The 14,060-nt window shown below is 32.6% G+C and carries 10 protein-coding genes; 9 read left to right on the top strand and 1 reads right to left on the bottom strand.

The features are described from left to right. Positions 1 to 5 precede the first annotated feature (5 nt). Both nqrF and BUB70_RS13655 read left to right on the top strand, forming a co-directional pair. Positions 6 to 2,267 (top strand): NADH:ubiquinone reductase (Na(+)-transporting) subunit F, encoded by a 2,262-nt coding sequence (gene nqrF / locus BUB70_RS13660; protein ID WP_073122623.1) that lies wholly within the window; start codon positions 6 to 8, stop codon positions 2,265 to 2,267. 16 nt (positions 2,268 to 2,283) lie between these two features. After that, positions 2,284 to 3,351 (top strand): L-rhamnose/proton symporter RhaT, encoded by a 1,068-nt coding sequence (locus BUB70_RS13655; RefSeq protein WP_073122571.1) that lies wholly within the window; start codon positions 2,284 to 2,286, stop codon positions 3,349 to 3,351. An 18-nt stretch (positions 3,352 to 3,369) separates the two neighbouring features. On the opposite strand, the gene BUB70_RS13650 is transcribed toward BUB70_RS13655, so the two are convergent. Beyond that, a complete protein-coding gene (locus BUB70_RS13650) occupies positions 3,370 to 4,215 on the bottom strand; it encodes an AraC family transcriptional regulator (protein ID WP_073122569.1) in 846 nt (281 codons plus the stop codon). Positions 4,216 to 4,361: 146 nt separating this feature from the next. Between BUB70_RS13650 and BUB70_RS13645 the strand changes: the two genes are divergently transcribed. The 7 genes from BUB70_RS13645 to BUB70_RS13615 all read left to right on the top strand — a co-directional run bounded on the left by BUB70_RS13645 (position 4,362) and on the right by BUB70_RS13615 (position 14,030). Then, positions 4,362 to 5,312 carry a dihydrodipicolinate synthase family protein gene (locus BUB70_RS13645; RefSeq protein WP_073122566.1) on the top strand — a complete coding sequence of 317 codons (951 nt, stop codon included), beginning with the start codon at positions 4,362 to 4,364 and terminating at the stop codon, positions 5,310 to 5,312. Positions 5,313 to 5,338: 26 nt separating this feature from the next. Then, entirely contained in the window at positions 5,339 to 6,865 is a 1,527-nt protein-coding gene (locus tag BUB70_RS13640) for an aldehyde dehydrogenase (NADP(+)) (RefSeq protein ID WP_073122563.1), read from the top strand. Between the two features lie 18 nt (positions 6,866 to 6,883). After that, positions 6,884 to 7,891: a 4-hydroxyproline epimerase gene (locus BUB70_RS13635; RefSeq protein ID WP_073122561.1), complete on the top strand. Its 1,008-nt coding sequence runs from the start codon at positions 6,884 to 6,886 to the stop codon at positions 7,889 to 7,891. Positions 7,892 to 7,909: 18 nt separating this feature from the next. Further along, the gene (locus BUB70_RS13630; protein WP_073122559.1) at positions 7,910 to 9,157 is read left to right on the top strand and encodes an NAD(P)/FAD-dependent oxidoreductase; all 1,248 of its coding nucleotides are present in this window, start codon (positions 7,910 to 7,912) and stop codon (positions 9,155 to 9,157) included. Between the two features lie 6 nt (positions 9,158 to 9,163). Further along, entirely contained in the window at positions 9,164 to 10,456 is a 1,293-nt protein-coding gene (locus BUB70_RS13625) for an aminopeptidase P family protein (RefSeq protein ID WP_073122556.1), read from the top strand. A 9-nt stretch (positions 10,457 to 10,465) separates the two neighbouring features. Then, positions 10,466 to 11,674: a M24 family metallopeptidase gene (locus BUB70_RS13620; RefSeq protein WP_073122553.1), complete on the top strand. Its 1,209-nt coding sequence runs from the start codon at positions 10,466 to 10,468 to the stop codon at positions 11,672 to 11,674. A 106-nt stretch (positions 11,675 to 11,780) separates the two neighbouring features. Beyond that, a complete protein-coding gene (locus tag BUB70_RS13615) occupies positions 11,781 to 14,030 on the top strand; it encodes a S9 family peptidase (protein ID WP_073122551.1) in 2,250 nt (749 codons plus the stop codon). The last annotated feature ends 30 nt before the right edge of the window (positions 14,031 to 14,060 follow it).

Raw genomic sequence — 14,060 nt, 5'->3', positions numbered from 1 at the left:
AAAGGATGAATGCTAAAGAAAAACAGATACTAAGAGATTATAGTTTGGTAGGCGTTGAAGCAAAGCGTGCTGTTGAATTAGGTTTGGCAGATGCTGACTGGTATCAAACTCCTATTCCAAAAGATCAAATGAGAGCACTTTTGGTTAGAAAAAATGGACCTGCTATTAGAGATAGTATTATTTGGTTTGGGTTGTTGCTTGGTTCGGGTTACTTGGTTTATTTATGGTGGGGAACTTGGTATGCTATTATTCCTTATATTGTTTATAGTGTTTTGTATGCATCTTCATCAGATTCTAGATGGCATGAGTCCAGTCATGGTACAGCCTTTAAAACAGACTGGATGAACAATGTATTGTATGAAATATCATCTTTTATGGTGTTCAGACAATCTACGGTTTGGAAATGGAGTCATGCACGTCATCATAGTGATACCATTATTAGAGGTCGTGACCCTGAGATTTCTATTCCTAGACCTACACAAATAAAAACGTTGATTCTTACTTTTTTTGGGATTAGCGCAGCAGTTCCAGAAATGAAAAAGTTATTAAAACATGCATCGGGTAAAATTGATGTTGAGGTAGCGACTTATATTCCAAAATCAGAATATAAAAAAGTAATTTATAAAGCACGAATCTATGTGTTGATTTTTCTATCAGTCATCGTGTTATCAATTGTATACAATACTATTTTACCTTTAATGTTTATAGGTTTGCCAACATTATTTGGAACTTGGTTGATGCCTTTTTATGGATTTACGCAGCATGCAGGTTTGGACGAAAATGTACTAGATCATAGATTAAATTCTAGAACGGTACTTATGAATAGGGTTCATCGATTTTTGTATTGGAATATGAATTATCATGTAGAACATCATATGTTTCCATTGGTACCTTACCATGCTTTGCCAAAACTACATGAGTTGATGAAATATGACTGCCCTAAACCTAATACAAGTATTTACGATGCATTTAAGGAAATTTTACCGGCTATTTTAAAACAGCAAAAAGATCCTACTTATTTTATAAAAAAGGAATTACCTGCAACAGCACATAAAACTAAAAATACCCAGAAAGCAAAAATAGTTGGAGATGTTGATCAATTCAGCAATGGAAAAATTGAAGTTTGTTCAGTAGAAGATATCATTCAAGGAGAAGCTATTCGTTTTGATTTTAAAGACAAAACCTACGCTATTTATAGAACCAATAATGATCAATTTTATGCAACAGATGGAATGTGTACGCATGGAAATGCACATTTAGGTGATGGTGTAGTTATTGGTGAAACCATTGAATGTCCGAAGCATAATGGACGATTTAATTTAAAAGATGGAAGTCCAAAAAGGCTGCCTGTTTGTGTGGGCTTAAAAACCTATACAACTCATGTAGAAAATGGGAAGTTGTATTTAGACATAAGTGATGTGAAAAATGCAAAAGATGATGAAATGTTTTCTTTTAAAGTAGTCAGTAATAAAAACGTAGCTACATTTATAAAAGAATTAGAGCTGGAACCTGTTGATAAAGAGTTGTTTGAGTTTGTTCCAGGTCAATATATACAATTAGAAATTCTTCCTTATAAAACTAAATTCAATGAGTTTGTTATAGAAGAACCTTTCAAGTCAACTTGGGAAGCTAATAACTTGATGAATTGTTCAGCTGAAAATTCTTTTCATATAAAAAGGAATTACTCCATGGCTACCGATCCTAAAAAAGATAAAACGCTAAAGTTTAACATCCGTATTGCTTTACCACCAGCAAATGAATCCGTTTTTGCAGGAATTGGATCTTCTTATGTTTTTAATTTAAAAGCAGGAGATGAGGTTAAAATATCAAAGCCTTTTGGAGATTTTCAGATAAAAACATCAGAGAGAGAAATGATATATATAGGAGGTGGAGCAGGAATGGCTCCACTAAAATCACATCTTTCATATTTATTAGAAACTCAAAAAACAGATAGAAAAATAAGTTTTTGGTATGGTGCTCGTTCTAAATCAGAACTGTTTTACCAAGAATATTTTGAGCAATTACAAGATAAAAATGAAAACTTCAATTTTAATATAGCACTTTCAGAGCCAGAAGAAACTGATTTTTGGGAAGGAAATATAGGTTTTATACATGAAGTATTGTTAGAGAATTATTTAAAAAACATCCATCATCAAAAAGAGATTGAATATTATTTATGTGGACCACCAGCCATGATTCAGGCTAGTTTAAAAATGTTGGCAGATTTTAATGTTCCAAAAGAACGAATCGCTTTCGATGAATTTTAATCAAAAAAAATAAAAAATGATATCACCAAACCCAATTATAGGAACAGGACTGCATGCCATAGGAGGAATTTCTGCAGCAAGTTGTTATTTGCCAAACACCAAAACAAAAAAATGGTCTTGGGGAACTTTTTGGTTAGCACAAGCACTTTTTGCGTGGATTATTGCTCCATTAATGATTGGTTGGTTAACCGTTCCCGATTTTTGGAAGATTTTATTAAATGCTCCCTCAAAACCTTTTTGGATGGCTTTTTTATTGGGGGCAGTTTATGGTTTTGGAGGAATTTCCTTTGGAAAAGCCATTGTTCATATAGGATATTCCTTAACCTATACCTTAGCTATTGGTATTTCTGCTGTGGTAGGAACTATTTTACCTTTAATCATTTTTGGAGGTCTTGGGGATTTTTTTACAAAACCAGGTGGTGATGTGGTACTTTTAGGAATGATTTTTTCTGTTTTAGGAGTGATTATTTGTGGCTGGGCAGGTTTTAAAAAAGAAAAAGACATTAGTAAAGAGAGTTTAAATAAATCAGGTTTTAACATGATGTTGGGTTTGTTATTAACCATTGTGGCAGGAGTGCTTTCTGGTGTTTTTAATCTTTCTTTAGAATACGGTCAACCTATTGCAGACATGGCAGCACAAAATGGAGCTGGTCATTTTGAAGGAAATTCTAAATTAATTATTTCAACAGCTGGATGTTTTGTGGTGAATTTTATATGGTATTTTATTGCAGGTGTTAGGCAACAAACGTTGCAAGAGTTTTTACCTAAAAAAGAAATGACAAAATTAACTTTATTTAAAAACTGGATGTGGTCTGCTTTGGCTGGAACTATGTGGTGTTTTCAATTTTTCTTTTACGGACTGGGACATGTAAAAATGGGAAGTTTTCAGTTTGCTAGTTGGGTATTACACATGTCTATGCTAATCTTCTTTAGTTATATTGTTGGGGTAATAATGAAAGAATGGAAAAATGTAACAAAAAGTACCTATGTGATTTTAATAATAGGATTACTTATTTTAATCATCTCGTTTTGTATTACAAGTTACGGAAGTTATGTTGGGGAGGAGATGTTGCATACAGCATAAATGGATTGTTATAAAGTTTTATAATTTCTGAGTTCTGTAATAAGAAGGTGTTACTCCTTTAATCTCTTTAAACTTTCTGTTAAAATTAGATGTGTTTTGAAAACCACATTGTTCTGAAACGGAAGAAATAGAAATATCGGGATTGTTATAAATTAATTTACAAGCATTTTCAATTCTAATTTCAATTAAGAACTGAAAAAATGTTTTGTTAGTACGCTTTTTAAAATAACGACAAAATGCATTCTTGCTCATGTTTGCAATTTCAGATATATCTTCTAAACTAATAGGCTCATTATAGTTTTCCATAGTAAACTTAAATACATCATTCATTCTTTTACCTTCATTGTCAGTATATTTTTTTTTGTAAACAAAAGAAGACAAAGGAGAGGTTTTAGATAGGTTAATAAGATTGATCGTTTTTAAAAGAGTGGCAATTCGTTCAATTTTGTTTTGACGTTCTAGTTTTTTGAATTGGTTAATAATTTTGTTCTTTTTTGATAATACTTTCATCCCGTATTTAGCGTCTTTAAAAAAGGATTTAAGACTAGACATTTCTGTAATTTCAAAAAAATCTTTTCCGAAAGAGTTTTGATGAAAAAAAAGCGTAAACATAACAGATTCTTCATTGGTATTATGATCACTTCTAAAAACATGAGGAATATATCCTCCAATCACTAAAAGATCATTTTCCTTATATTCATTTATGGTATCTCCAACAATTACAATTCCCTTCCCCTTTTTAATATAGGTAATCTGAATTTCTTCATGTTGATGAAGTTGATCATAAAAAACAATTTCTCGATCCTCTTGATAAACAAAAGCTTCGTTTTCTGGTTTCGGAATTTTAAAGGGTAATACTTTCATAGTTATGTAAATATTGTTAAATATACCTATATTTTAATTCATAGTTGATAATATTGATAATATAGTATTGAACCATGGTAATAATCACACTTCTTTTGTTTTAGATTAGATTTAATTTTGGTATTAAACAAATAAAAAAGTTTATTATGATAAATTGGGAAGTTGTTATGCCAGCTGTTTTTACATGGCTAAAAGAGTCGGAGTCTGGTACTCTTGAAATTGACTTTGATACAACACAAAAACAAGCCGCAGCTATTTTAAGTGCTCAGGGTAAGGGCGGAAGTAGAATGGGCGGACTTGTTGCTTCGGGTACTCTAGGTGAGAATAGCTACCTGAGTAACGAACAACGTATATCTTTATTAAAATCCCTTTCTGAAGTTGCTAAACAATATGATGTACCATTAATCAGTGGAGCTGTAGCAGAAACTAAGGAAGAGCTCGCTAAAATTATTGAAGGACTTGCAACGGTTGGAGTTGATACAGTCATGGTCATGCCACCAAAAACTAAGAAGGTACCTTCTGATGAAGAAATGTATGCGTACTATGAGCTTGCTGCAGCAACCGCAAAAGAAGCAGGCGTAACAATTATGCCTTATAACAACCCAGATGCAGCCGGATATCATGCACTCTCAGCGAATCTTCTTATAAGACTTGCTGCTCTACCTGAAGTAACTGCTCTTAAAATTTCGACTATAGATGTTTCAATTATTGAAACGCTGATGTTAGAAAATAAAGACTTAAAAATTTTAGCAGGTGTTGATAGTGTTACCGTATATGCAGGACTTGCTGGAGCATGTGGTGGAATTACAGGTGTAGGTACTATCTTCCCAAAAGCTAGTGTTACTATGCAGGAATATGTTTTAAAGGGAGAATGGGCTGAGGCAAACAAAATTTCTCAGGCGATGAATTCAATATCATACCTTGATGCTCAACCACTGCTTATGGAATACCTTAAGTTTGCTATGGGAATTCATCAGAATGATATAGATGGTGGGCTTCGTACTCTTGGTAAAAAATTAACTCAAGAGCAAATAGATGATGTTCGAGCAAGATATATTTTAGCAAAAGAAAGACTTGAAGTTTTGGACTTGATATAACTTATTACAAAAACATATAAAAGACAATGATAACAGGTAAAAATTATATTGGAAACAAACTTAGTGCAAAAGGAAGTGTTACTCATAAAACAATAAACCCTAAGTTGAATATTGAAAATCCTACAGTGTTTATTGAGGCTACTTCTGAAGAAATTGATGAAGCAGCTCAATTGGCAACAGAGGCATATAAACTTTATAGAAAAGTATCAGGAAAACAAAAAGCAGCGTTTTTAAATGCTATTGCAGACGAAATATTAGCTCTAGATCAAGAGTTAATTGATGCCTATGTTACAGAATCTGGACTTCCAGAAGGAAGAGCTATGGGGGAAAGAGGTAGAACAATTATGCAACTAAAATCATTTGCGGATTTAGTTTCAAATGAAGAGTGGAAAGGAAATACGTTTGATGCAGCTATTCCAGATAGAGAGCCTTTGCCTAAAGATGATTTAAGAAAAACGGTAACTCCTTTGGGACCAGTAGTGGTTTTTGGAGCAAGTAATTTTCCTTTTGCATTTTCTACCGCAGGAGGAGATACTGCCAGTGCTTTAGCAGCGGGATGTCCTGTAATTGTAAAAGCCCACGAAATGCATGCTGCTACTTCAGAATTAGTAGCATCTGCAATTATTAAAGCAGCTGAAAAAACAGGAATGCCAAACGGTGTTTTTTCACATCTTTCAGGTCGTGGACCTATAGTTGGTTCAGCGTTGGTTAACCATCCAAAAATAAAAGCAGTAGGTTTTACAGGAAGTATCGGAGCAGGTAGAGCTATTTTTAATATGGGAGCTAGCAGACCTGAACCAATTCCTGTATATGCCGAAATGGGAAGTATTAACCCAGTTGTGATTTCACCTTTAGCTATTGCTAATCGTGGAGAGGCAATTGCTTCTACTTACGCAGGATCTATCACTTTAGGAACTGGACAGTTTTGTACCAATCCAGGTTTGTTATTGACCGTTGAGGATGAAAATACAGAAGCTTTTATCCAGGATTTAGCTAAAAAAACGGTTGCTATAGACGCACAATGTATGTTGCATCCTAATATTAAAGCTGGTTTTGATAAAAACGAAAAAACAGTTACCTCTCAAGAAGGAGTGCGAACAGTTGCAAAAATTAGTGGAGATCTTAAAGAAAATTATGCAAATTCAATAATTGCATGTGTTTCTGGAGATGACTTTTTAGCGAACCCTAAAATTCAACAAGAGGTTTTTGGACCCTTTTCAATAGTGGTAAAAACTAAAAATGAAGCTCAATTAGTAGAAGTAATTGAAGCTTTAGAAGGACAGCTAACAGGAACTATCATTGCTGAAAATGAAGAGGTTTCTAGTCTCACAGATATTGTTGATGCGTTGGCCAATCGTGTAGGAAGAATTATTTTTAATGGAGTTCCTACTGGTGTAGAAGTTTGTCCTTCTATGCACCATGGAGGACCATATCCAGCTTCTTCTGATGCAAAATTTACATCAGTTGGTACACATGCAATATACAGATGGGTAAGACCAATAAGTTATCAATCATTTCCTGAAGAATTACTTCCGGATTCATTAAAAAATTAAAAAGTATTTATAAAATACATGGCAAGAAAAACATTTTTTTGTGTAGATGCTCACACGTGCGGAAATCCGGTACGTGTTGTTGCTGGTGGTGGTCCTAACCTTGTGGGTGAAAATATGAGTGAAAAACGACAACATTTTCTTAAAGAATATGATTGGATTCGTAGAGGATTGATGTTTGAGCCTAGAGGACATGATATGATGAGTGGAAGTATTTTATTTCCACCTCACGATCCTCAAAATGATTTCTCGATTCTTTTTATAGAAACATCGGGATGTTTGCCTATGTGTGGGCATGGAACCATTGGGACCATTACTATTGCCATAGAGGAAGGATTAATTACCCCCAAAATTCCAGGTAAAATAAGAATGGAAGCACCTGCAGGTTTGGTAGAAATTGAATATCAACAAACAGGGAAAAAAGTAGATTGGGTAAAACTGGTAAACGTAAAATCTTATTTAGCCGCAGAAAATTTAACCATAGATTGTCCTGAGTTAGGTGAAATTACTTTTGATGTTTCTTACGGAGGAAATTATTATGCCATTGTTGATCCACAGAAAAATTTTAGTGGAATTCATGATTTTAATGCAACAAAAATTATACAATATTCTCAAGTGGTTAGAAAACGTATCAATGAAAAATACCCTGATATGTTTATTCATCCTGAGAATGATACTATTAGAGATGTAAGTCATATGCTGTGGACAGGAAATCCTATAGATCCAACATCGTCAGGTAGAAATGCTGTTTTTTATGGAGATAAAGCCATAGATCGTTCTCCTTGTGGTACAGGGACTTCTGCTCGTATGGCACAATTATATGCTAAAGGAAAATTAACCATGGGTGAGTCTTTTATTCATGAAAGTTTTATCGGGAGTAAGTTTATTGGTAAAGTAGAAAAGGAAACTACGTTAGCTGGTAAAAAAGCAATTATTCCAAGTATTCAAGGCTGGGCTCAAGTCACTGGTTATAATAATATTATTATAGATGATGATGATCCTTATGCTCATGGTTTTCAAGTAATTTAATTTTTAAAATAAATTAAAATGAGTAAAAAAGTAGTTGTTGTAGGAGGAGGAATTATAGGGCTTTGTTCAGCTTACTATCTTCAAAAAGAAGGGTGTGAAGTTACTGTTGTAGATAAAACAAATATGGATGAAGGGGCTTCTTATGTAAATGCAGGGTATATAACGCCTAGTCATTTTATCTCTTTAGCAGCTCCTGGAATGATCAATAAAGGGATTAAGTGGATGTTTAATTCAAGTAGTCCTCTTTATGTAAAACCTAGGTTAGATTTAGAGTTTTTTAAATGGGCATTGTCTTTTAAAAAATCAGCAACGCAAGCCAAGGTTCAAAAGTCTATTTCAGTTATTAAAGACATCAATCTTTTTAGTAGAGATTTGTATGAGGATATAAAACAATCAGGAGATTTTAATTTTCATTTTGAAAGAAAGGGATTGTTGATGTGTTATAAGTCTGATGAAGTTGGCGAAGAAGAATGGGAAATTGGTCAGCAAGGTATTAAAGTAGGTTTAGGTGTTAAAAACTTAACATCAAAAGAAGTAAATGAACTTGAGCCTAATGCTAACTTAGATGTAAAAGGTGCTGTGTATTATGATTGTGATGCGCATATGACCCCTAGTGATTTTATGAAAGAAATGACTGCTTATTTAAAATCAACGGGAGTTACCTTTTTAACAAATGAAGAAGTACAAGATATTGAAGTAGTCAATAATATTGTAACTAAGGTTATTACTCATAAACAAATATTATCTTCGGATGAGGTTGTTTTGGCTGCAGGTAGTTGGAGTCCTTTAGTAACAAAAAAAATAGGAATAAAAATTCCTGTTCAAGCAGGTAAAGGTTACCGAATTAATGTAAAAAGAGAAACAGGAATTACTTATCCTGCAATATTGTGTGAAGCAAAAGTAGCAGTAACTCCTATGGATGGATTTACTCGTTTTGCTGGAACCATGGAACTAGGAGGAATTAATCATTATATAAATCCTAAGCGAGTTGAAGCTATTTCTAAGGCAGCTAAAAACTATTATAAAGGATTAGAGATTAATGAACAGGAAAAAGAACAAGCAAAATGTGGTTTAAGACCTTGTTCTCCTGATGGATTGCCTTACATAGGGAAATCATCAAAATGTGCGAATTTAACCATTGCAACAGGACATGCAATGATGGGATGGAGTTTAGGACCAGCAACAGGAAAGTTGGTTTCGGAAACGGTATTAGGAAAAAATACAAGTATAGATTTACAACCATTTAGTCCAGACAGAAAATTTTAAATTATTATGAGATATCAACAAATTCCAAATAAGTTATTTATTAAGAATAGAAGTCGTTTTTCGGCTGAAATGAAAGCAAATACTATTGCCATTTTAACATCAAATGATTTTAAGTACAACAATGCTGATGATTTGATGGGATTTACTCAAAATAATGATTTGTTTTATTTGTCTGGAATCGATCAAGAAGAAACAATTTTGTTGATATATCCTGATGCGTATTTAAAAGAGAATAGGGAAATCTTATTTGTGAAAAAGACCAGTGAGGAAATAAAAATTTGGGATGGAGAAAAACTAAATAAAGAACAAGCTTCAGAATTATCAGGAGTAAAACGTGTGGAATGGTTAGAAGATTTTGAAACGGTTTTGCAATACATGGCTTTTGAAGCGGACGGTTTCTATTTAGGACATAATGAACATAAAAAAACTGTTACAAAAGATCAAGAAACAAGACAGGATAGAATGATAAAATGGTGTAGAGAAAAGTATCCTTTACATGATTATTATAGAGCAGCAAAAATAACAAGAGGTTTAAGACAGGTTAAATCTGTAGAAGAAATTGATTTAATAAAAAAAGCAGCTCAAATAAGTTGTGATGCCTTTGAAAATGTTTTAGCAATGTGTAAGCCTCAGATTAAAGAATACGAGATTGAGGCAGAATTGACCTATCATTTTCTTAAAAAAGGAGCAACCCGTCATGCCTTTATGCCTATTGTTGCGTCTGGAGAAAATGCATGTGCATTACATTCAAATAAAAACGAATCTACCTGTAAAGACGGAGAAATGGTTTTAATAGACTTTGGAGTTTGTTATGCTAATTATCATAGTGATACTACTCGCTGTATTCCTGTAAATGGTAAATTTTCTAAACGTCAAAAAGAAGTTTATTCATCAGTATTACATTGTTTAAAAGAAGGAAGTAAATTATTACAAGTAGGAGTTCTTCCTTTGGATTATGAAAAACAAATGGAGGCATTGATTACAGAGGAGTTGATAAAATTAGGTTTGTTAACTGTTGATGAAGTTAACAATCAAGATCCGGATAAACCTTTGTGTAAAAAATATTATCCACATAGTTCATCACATTATATAGGATTAGATGTACACGATGTTGGTTTGTATTCAAGAAAATATGAGGCAGGAATGGTAGTTACATGTGAGCCTGGTATTTATATTCCTGAAGAAGGTATTGGTTGTCGTTTAGAAAACGATTATTTAATTACTGAAAAAGGTGTTGTGAATTTAACAGAAGCGATGCCTATAGAAATAGAAGAAATTGAAAGTTTAATGAACGTATAAAAATAAGATATGATTGGAATAGGAGGTTCAACAATAGAAGCGGAATTAAAAGCCATAAAACCAGTGGTGAATTTAATTGAGCCCATACAAGAATCAGAATACAAAAATAGAATTAGTAAGGCATGTGAGTTAATGAAAGCTCAGAATGTCAAAGCCATTTATTTAAATGCTGGGACTAATTTGTTTTATTTTACGGGTACCGAATGGCATCCTAGTGAACGTATGGTTGGTGCTATTTTGTTAAATAATGGAGAAGTTCATTATATAGCTCCTCATTTTGAAGAAGGAACCATTAGAGATTTTATGATGATTGAAGGTGAAATTCATGGTTGGGAAGAACATGAAAGTCCGTTTGAATTGTTTCATAATATTCTTATTTCTAACAATATTCATGAGGGAGAAATTTTAATTGATGAAAGCACTGCATATTTTATTTATGAAGGAATTGCTAACAGTTGCACTTCTTTTAAAATAAGCAATGCAAAACCGATTATCATCTCATGTAGAATGATTAAGTCTAAAGGAGAAATTGCCATTATGAAAGCATTAATGGATATTACTCTTGAGGTACAAAAAGCAACTGCAAGAATTTTAAGAGTAGGAATTACAGCTAAAGAAGTAATTGATTTTATTCATGAAGCACATAAAAAATATGGAATTCCTTCGGGATCTTATTTTTGTATTGTATTGTTTGGTAAAGATACCTCGTTCCCACATGGAGTAAAAACACCAAAATCTCTAGAGATGAATGATGTTGTTTTGGTGGATACTGGATGTTCTTATTACCATTACATATCAGATATTACAAGAACATATGTTTTTGGTGAGGCAAATGAATATCAACGTGAGATATGGAATATAGAAAAAGAAGCTCAATATGCAGCATTTAATGCCGCTCAATTAGGGAATACATGTGGAGATGTTGATGTTGCTGCAAGAGGAAAAATAGCATCTCATGGTTTAGGACCAGATTACAATCTTCCTGGATTGCCGCATAGAACAGGACATGGTATTGGACTAGATATTCATGAATATCCATATATTTTAAAAGGAAACAATACTTCTTTAGCAGCGGGGATTTGTTTTAGTGTAGAACCTATGATTTGTGTGCCTAACGTTTTTGGTATCCGTTTAGAAGATCATATTTATATGACTGAAGAAGGACCAAAATGGTTTACGCAACCAGCACATTCTATTGAGAATCCTTTTGGATTGTAAAAATTAAAATTCGTGTATTAAAAACATAATAAATAATCCTTTAGAGGCAACGCAGTTATTGAGTAGTCTTTGTTAAAGAAAAAATATTTTAAGTATAGTTAACATTATGAAAGCAATAAAATACAAATCTATTTTTACCATATTACTTCTTAGCTGTTTTGCAACATATAGTCAAGGGACTTTAGAAGAATATAAAAAAGCAGTTAATATAGAAACTTTATTTAAAGACAAGGTTTTTAATACTCCTTCAGAATTTAATTGGTTACCAAATAGTACTTTTTGGTATGTAAATAATTCTAAAACTGGTAAGGCTTATTTTTTGGTAAATCCTGAAAAGAAAGAACAAACTCCTTTATTTGATCATGCTAAATTAGCAAAGATTTTATCAGAAAAAACTAATGAAAAAATTGAGGAGAATAATTTATCTCTTAGCAATTTAAAACTTAATACTGAGAAGAAAGTATTAAGCTTTAGTTATGAAAATACAAATTACAATTATAATCTTAATGATGAGAAATTAGCTGTATTAAACACTTCAAAGAAGAAAAATAATAGAGGTAAAAAATATTGGGGAAGTTTTTCAGATGATTCAAAAAATCCTCCTGTAAAATCACCAGATTCATTATGGATGGCTTTTATTAAAAACTACAATCTTTATATCAAAGACATCAAAACTAGTGAAGAAACACAATTAAGTTATGATGGAACCAAAGGAAACTATTATGCATCTTATATAAAGTGGTCACCAGATAGCAAGAAAATTATGGCTTATAAGGTAAAGCCTGGCGAAGATCATAAAATTTATTTTGTAGAGTCTAGTCCAAAAGATCAATTGCAGCCTAAATTACAATCAAGAGATTATAGAAAACCAGGGGATGAGGTTCCTTTTAAAAGTCCACAATTATTTAATGTAGAAACTAAAACCCACATCAATATTCCTACTACAGAGTTTAACAGTCAGTTTGACCTTTATAATATCGATTGGAGAGATGATAGTACTGCTTTTACTTTTGAATATAATCAAAGAGGACATCAAGCTTATAAAATTATTGAAGTGGATGCCAAAACAGGTAAAGTAGATGTTTTAATTAATGAAATAAGTAAAACATTTATTGATTACAGCAGTAAAAAATATAGACATGACGTTAAAGGAACTGATGAAATTATTTGGACTTCTGAACGTGATGGATGGAATCATATATATCTTTTTAACAAAGATGGAAGTTTAAAAAAACAAGTAACCAAAGGGAATTGGGTAGTTAGAAAAGTAATTTATGTTGATGACGAAAACAAACAAATATATTTTACAGCAAGTGGGTTAGACAAGGATCAAGATCCATATTTTATTCACTATTGTAAAGTAGGATTTAATGGAAAAAACTTCAAACGTTTTACTACAGAAAATGGAAATCATAAGGTTACTTTTTCAAAAGACTATAAATATTATGTAGATCAATATTCTAGAGTTAACATGCCTGCAGTAACTCTTTTAAAAACGGCAGAGGGAGCTAAAACAATTATAGAACTTCAAAAAGGAGATGCATCAGAACTTGTTAAACAAGGTTGGAATGCACCAGAACCATTTGTAGCAAAAGGACGAGATGGTAAAACCGATATTTGGGGAATTATTGTAAGACCCACTTCATTTGATCCAAATAAAAGCTATCCAATTATAGAATATATATATGCAGGGCCACATGATTCTTTTGTGCCAAAAGATTTTCATTCCTATTATTGGTCTATGACTTCTTTAGCAGAACTTGGTTTTATAGTGGTTCAAATAGATGGTATGGGAACTTCTAATAGATCAAAAGCATTTCATGATGTTTGTTGGCAAAACTTAAAAGATGGTGGTTTTCCTGATAGAAAATTATGGATGAAAGCAGCTGCAAAAAAATATCCATATATGAATATAGACAAAGTTGGAATTCATGGAACATCTGCAGGAGGACAAAACGCAGGAGCTGCCTTGGTGTTTAATTCAGATTTTTATGATGTTGCTGTTTCTTCATGTGGATGTCATGACAATAGAATGGATAAAATTTGGTGGAATGAACAATTTATGGGATATCCTGTAGGGCCACATTATGCTGCTTGTTCTAATATAGAAAATGCTGCTCAATTAGAAGGAAACTTAATGCTTATTTTAGGAGAGGTTGATGACAATGTAGATCCAGCTACCACTATGCAATTTGTAGATGCATTAATTAAAGCCAATAAAGATTTTGAATTGGTAACCATTCCAGGAATGGGACATTCTGCTGGAGGAGAATATGGAGAACGCAAGCGAAAAGACTTTTTTGTAAAACATTTAATGAACGTAACACCACCAAGTTGGAGTGAAATTTATAAATAGAGCGTTTTCAGAAAAATAGTTGTTAAATAT

The sequence above is a fragment of the Wenyingzhuangia marina genome, from assembly GCF_900130035.1.
GTDB classification, from domain to species: domain Bacteria; phylum Bacteroidota; class Bacteroidia; order Flavobacteriales; family Flavobacteriaceae; genus Wenyingzhuangia; species Wenyingzhuangia marina.
Note: the sequence above shows the minus strand (reverse complement) of the source record. Positions and strands in the feature narration are given on the sequence as shown.

Excerpts from the sequence above, each read along its gene's own strand:
- BUB70_RS13640 (WP_073122563.1), top strand. The coding sequence starts at position 5,339 with ATGATAACAGGTAAAAATTATATTGGAAACAAACTTAGTGCAAAAGGA.
- BUB70_RS13620 (WP_073122553.1), top strand. The coding sequence starts at position 10,466 with ATGATTGGAATAGGAGGTTCAACAATAGAAGCGGAATTAAAAGCCATA.
- BUB70_RS13635 (WP_073122561.1), top strand. The coding sequence starts at position 6,884 with ATGGCAAGAAAAACATTTTTTTGTGTAGATGCTCACACGTGCGGAAAT.
- BUB70_RS13650 (WP_073122569.1), bottom strand. The coding sequence starts at position 4,215 with ATGAAAGTATTACCCTTTAAAATTCCGAAACCAGAAAACGAAGCTTTT.
- BUB70_RS13615 (WP_073122551.1), top strand. The coding sequence starts at position 11,781 with ATGAAAGCAATAAAATACAAATCTATTTTTACCATATTACTTCTTAGC.
- BUB70_RS13655 (WP_073122571.1), top strand. The coding sequence starts at position 2,284 with ATGATATCACCAAACCCAATTATAGGAACAGGACTGCATGCCATAGGA.
- nqrF (WP_073122623.1), top strand. The coding sequence starts at position 6 with ATGAATGCTAAAGAAAAACAGATACTAAGAGATTATAGTTTGGTAGGC.
- BUB70_RS13645 (WP_073122566.1), top strand. The coding sequence starts at position 4,362 with ATGATAAATTGGGAAGTTGTTATGCCAGCTGTTTTTACATGGCTAAAA.
- BUB70_RS13630 (WP_073122559.1), top strand. The coding sequence starts at position 7,910 with ATGAGTAAAAAAGTAGTTGTTGTAGGAGGAGGAATTATAGGGCTTTGT.
- BUB70_RS13625 (WP_073122556.1), top strand. The coding sequence starts at position 9,164 with ATGAGATATCAACAAATTCCAAATAAGTTATTTATTAAGAATAGAAGT.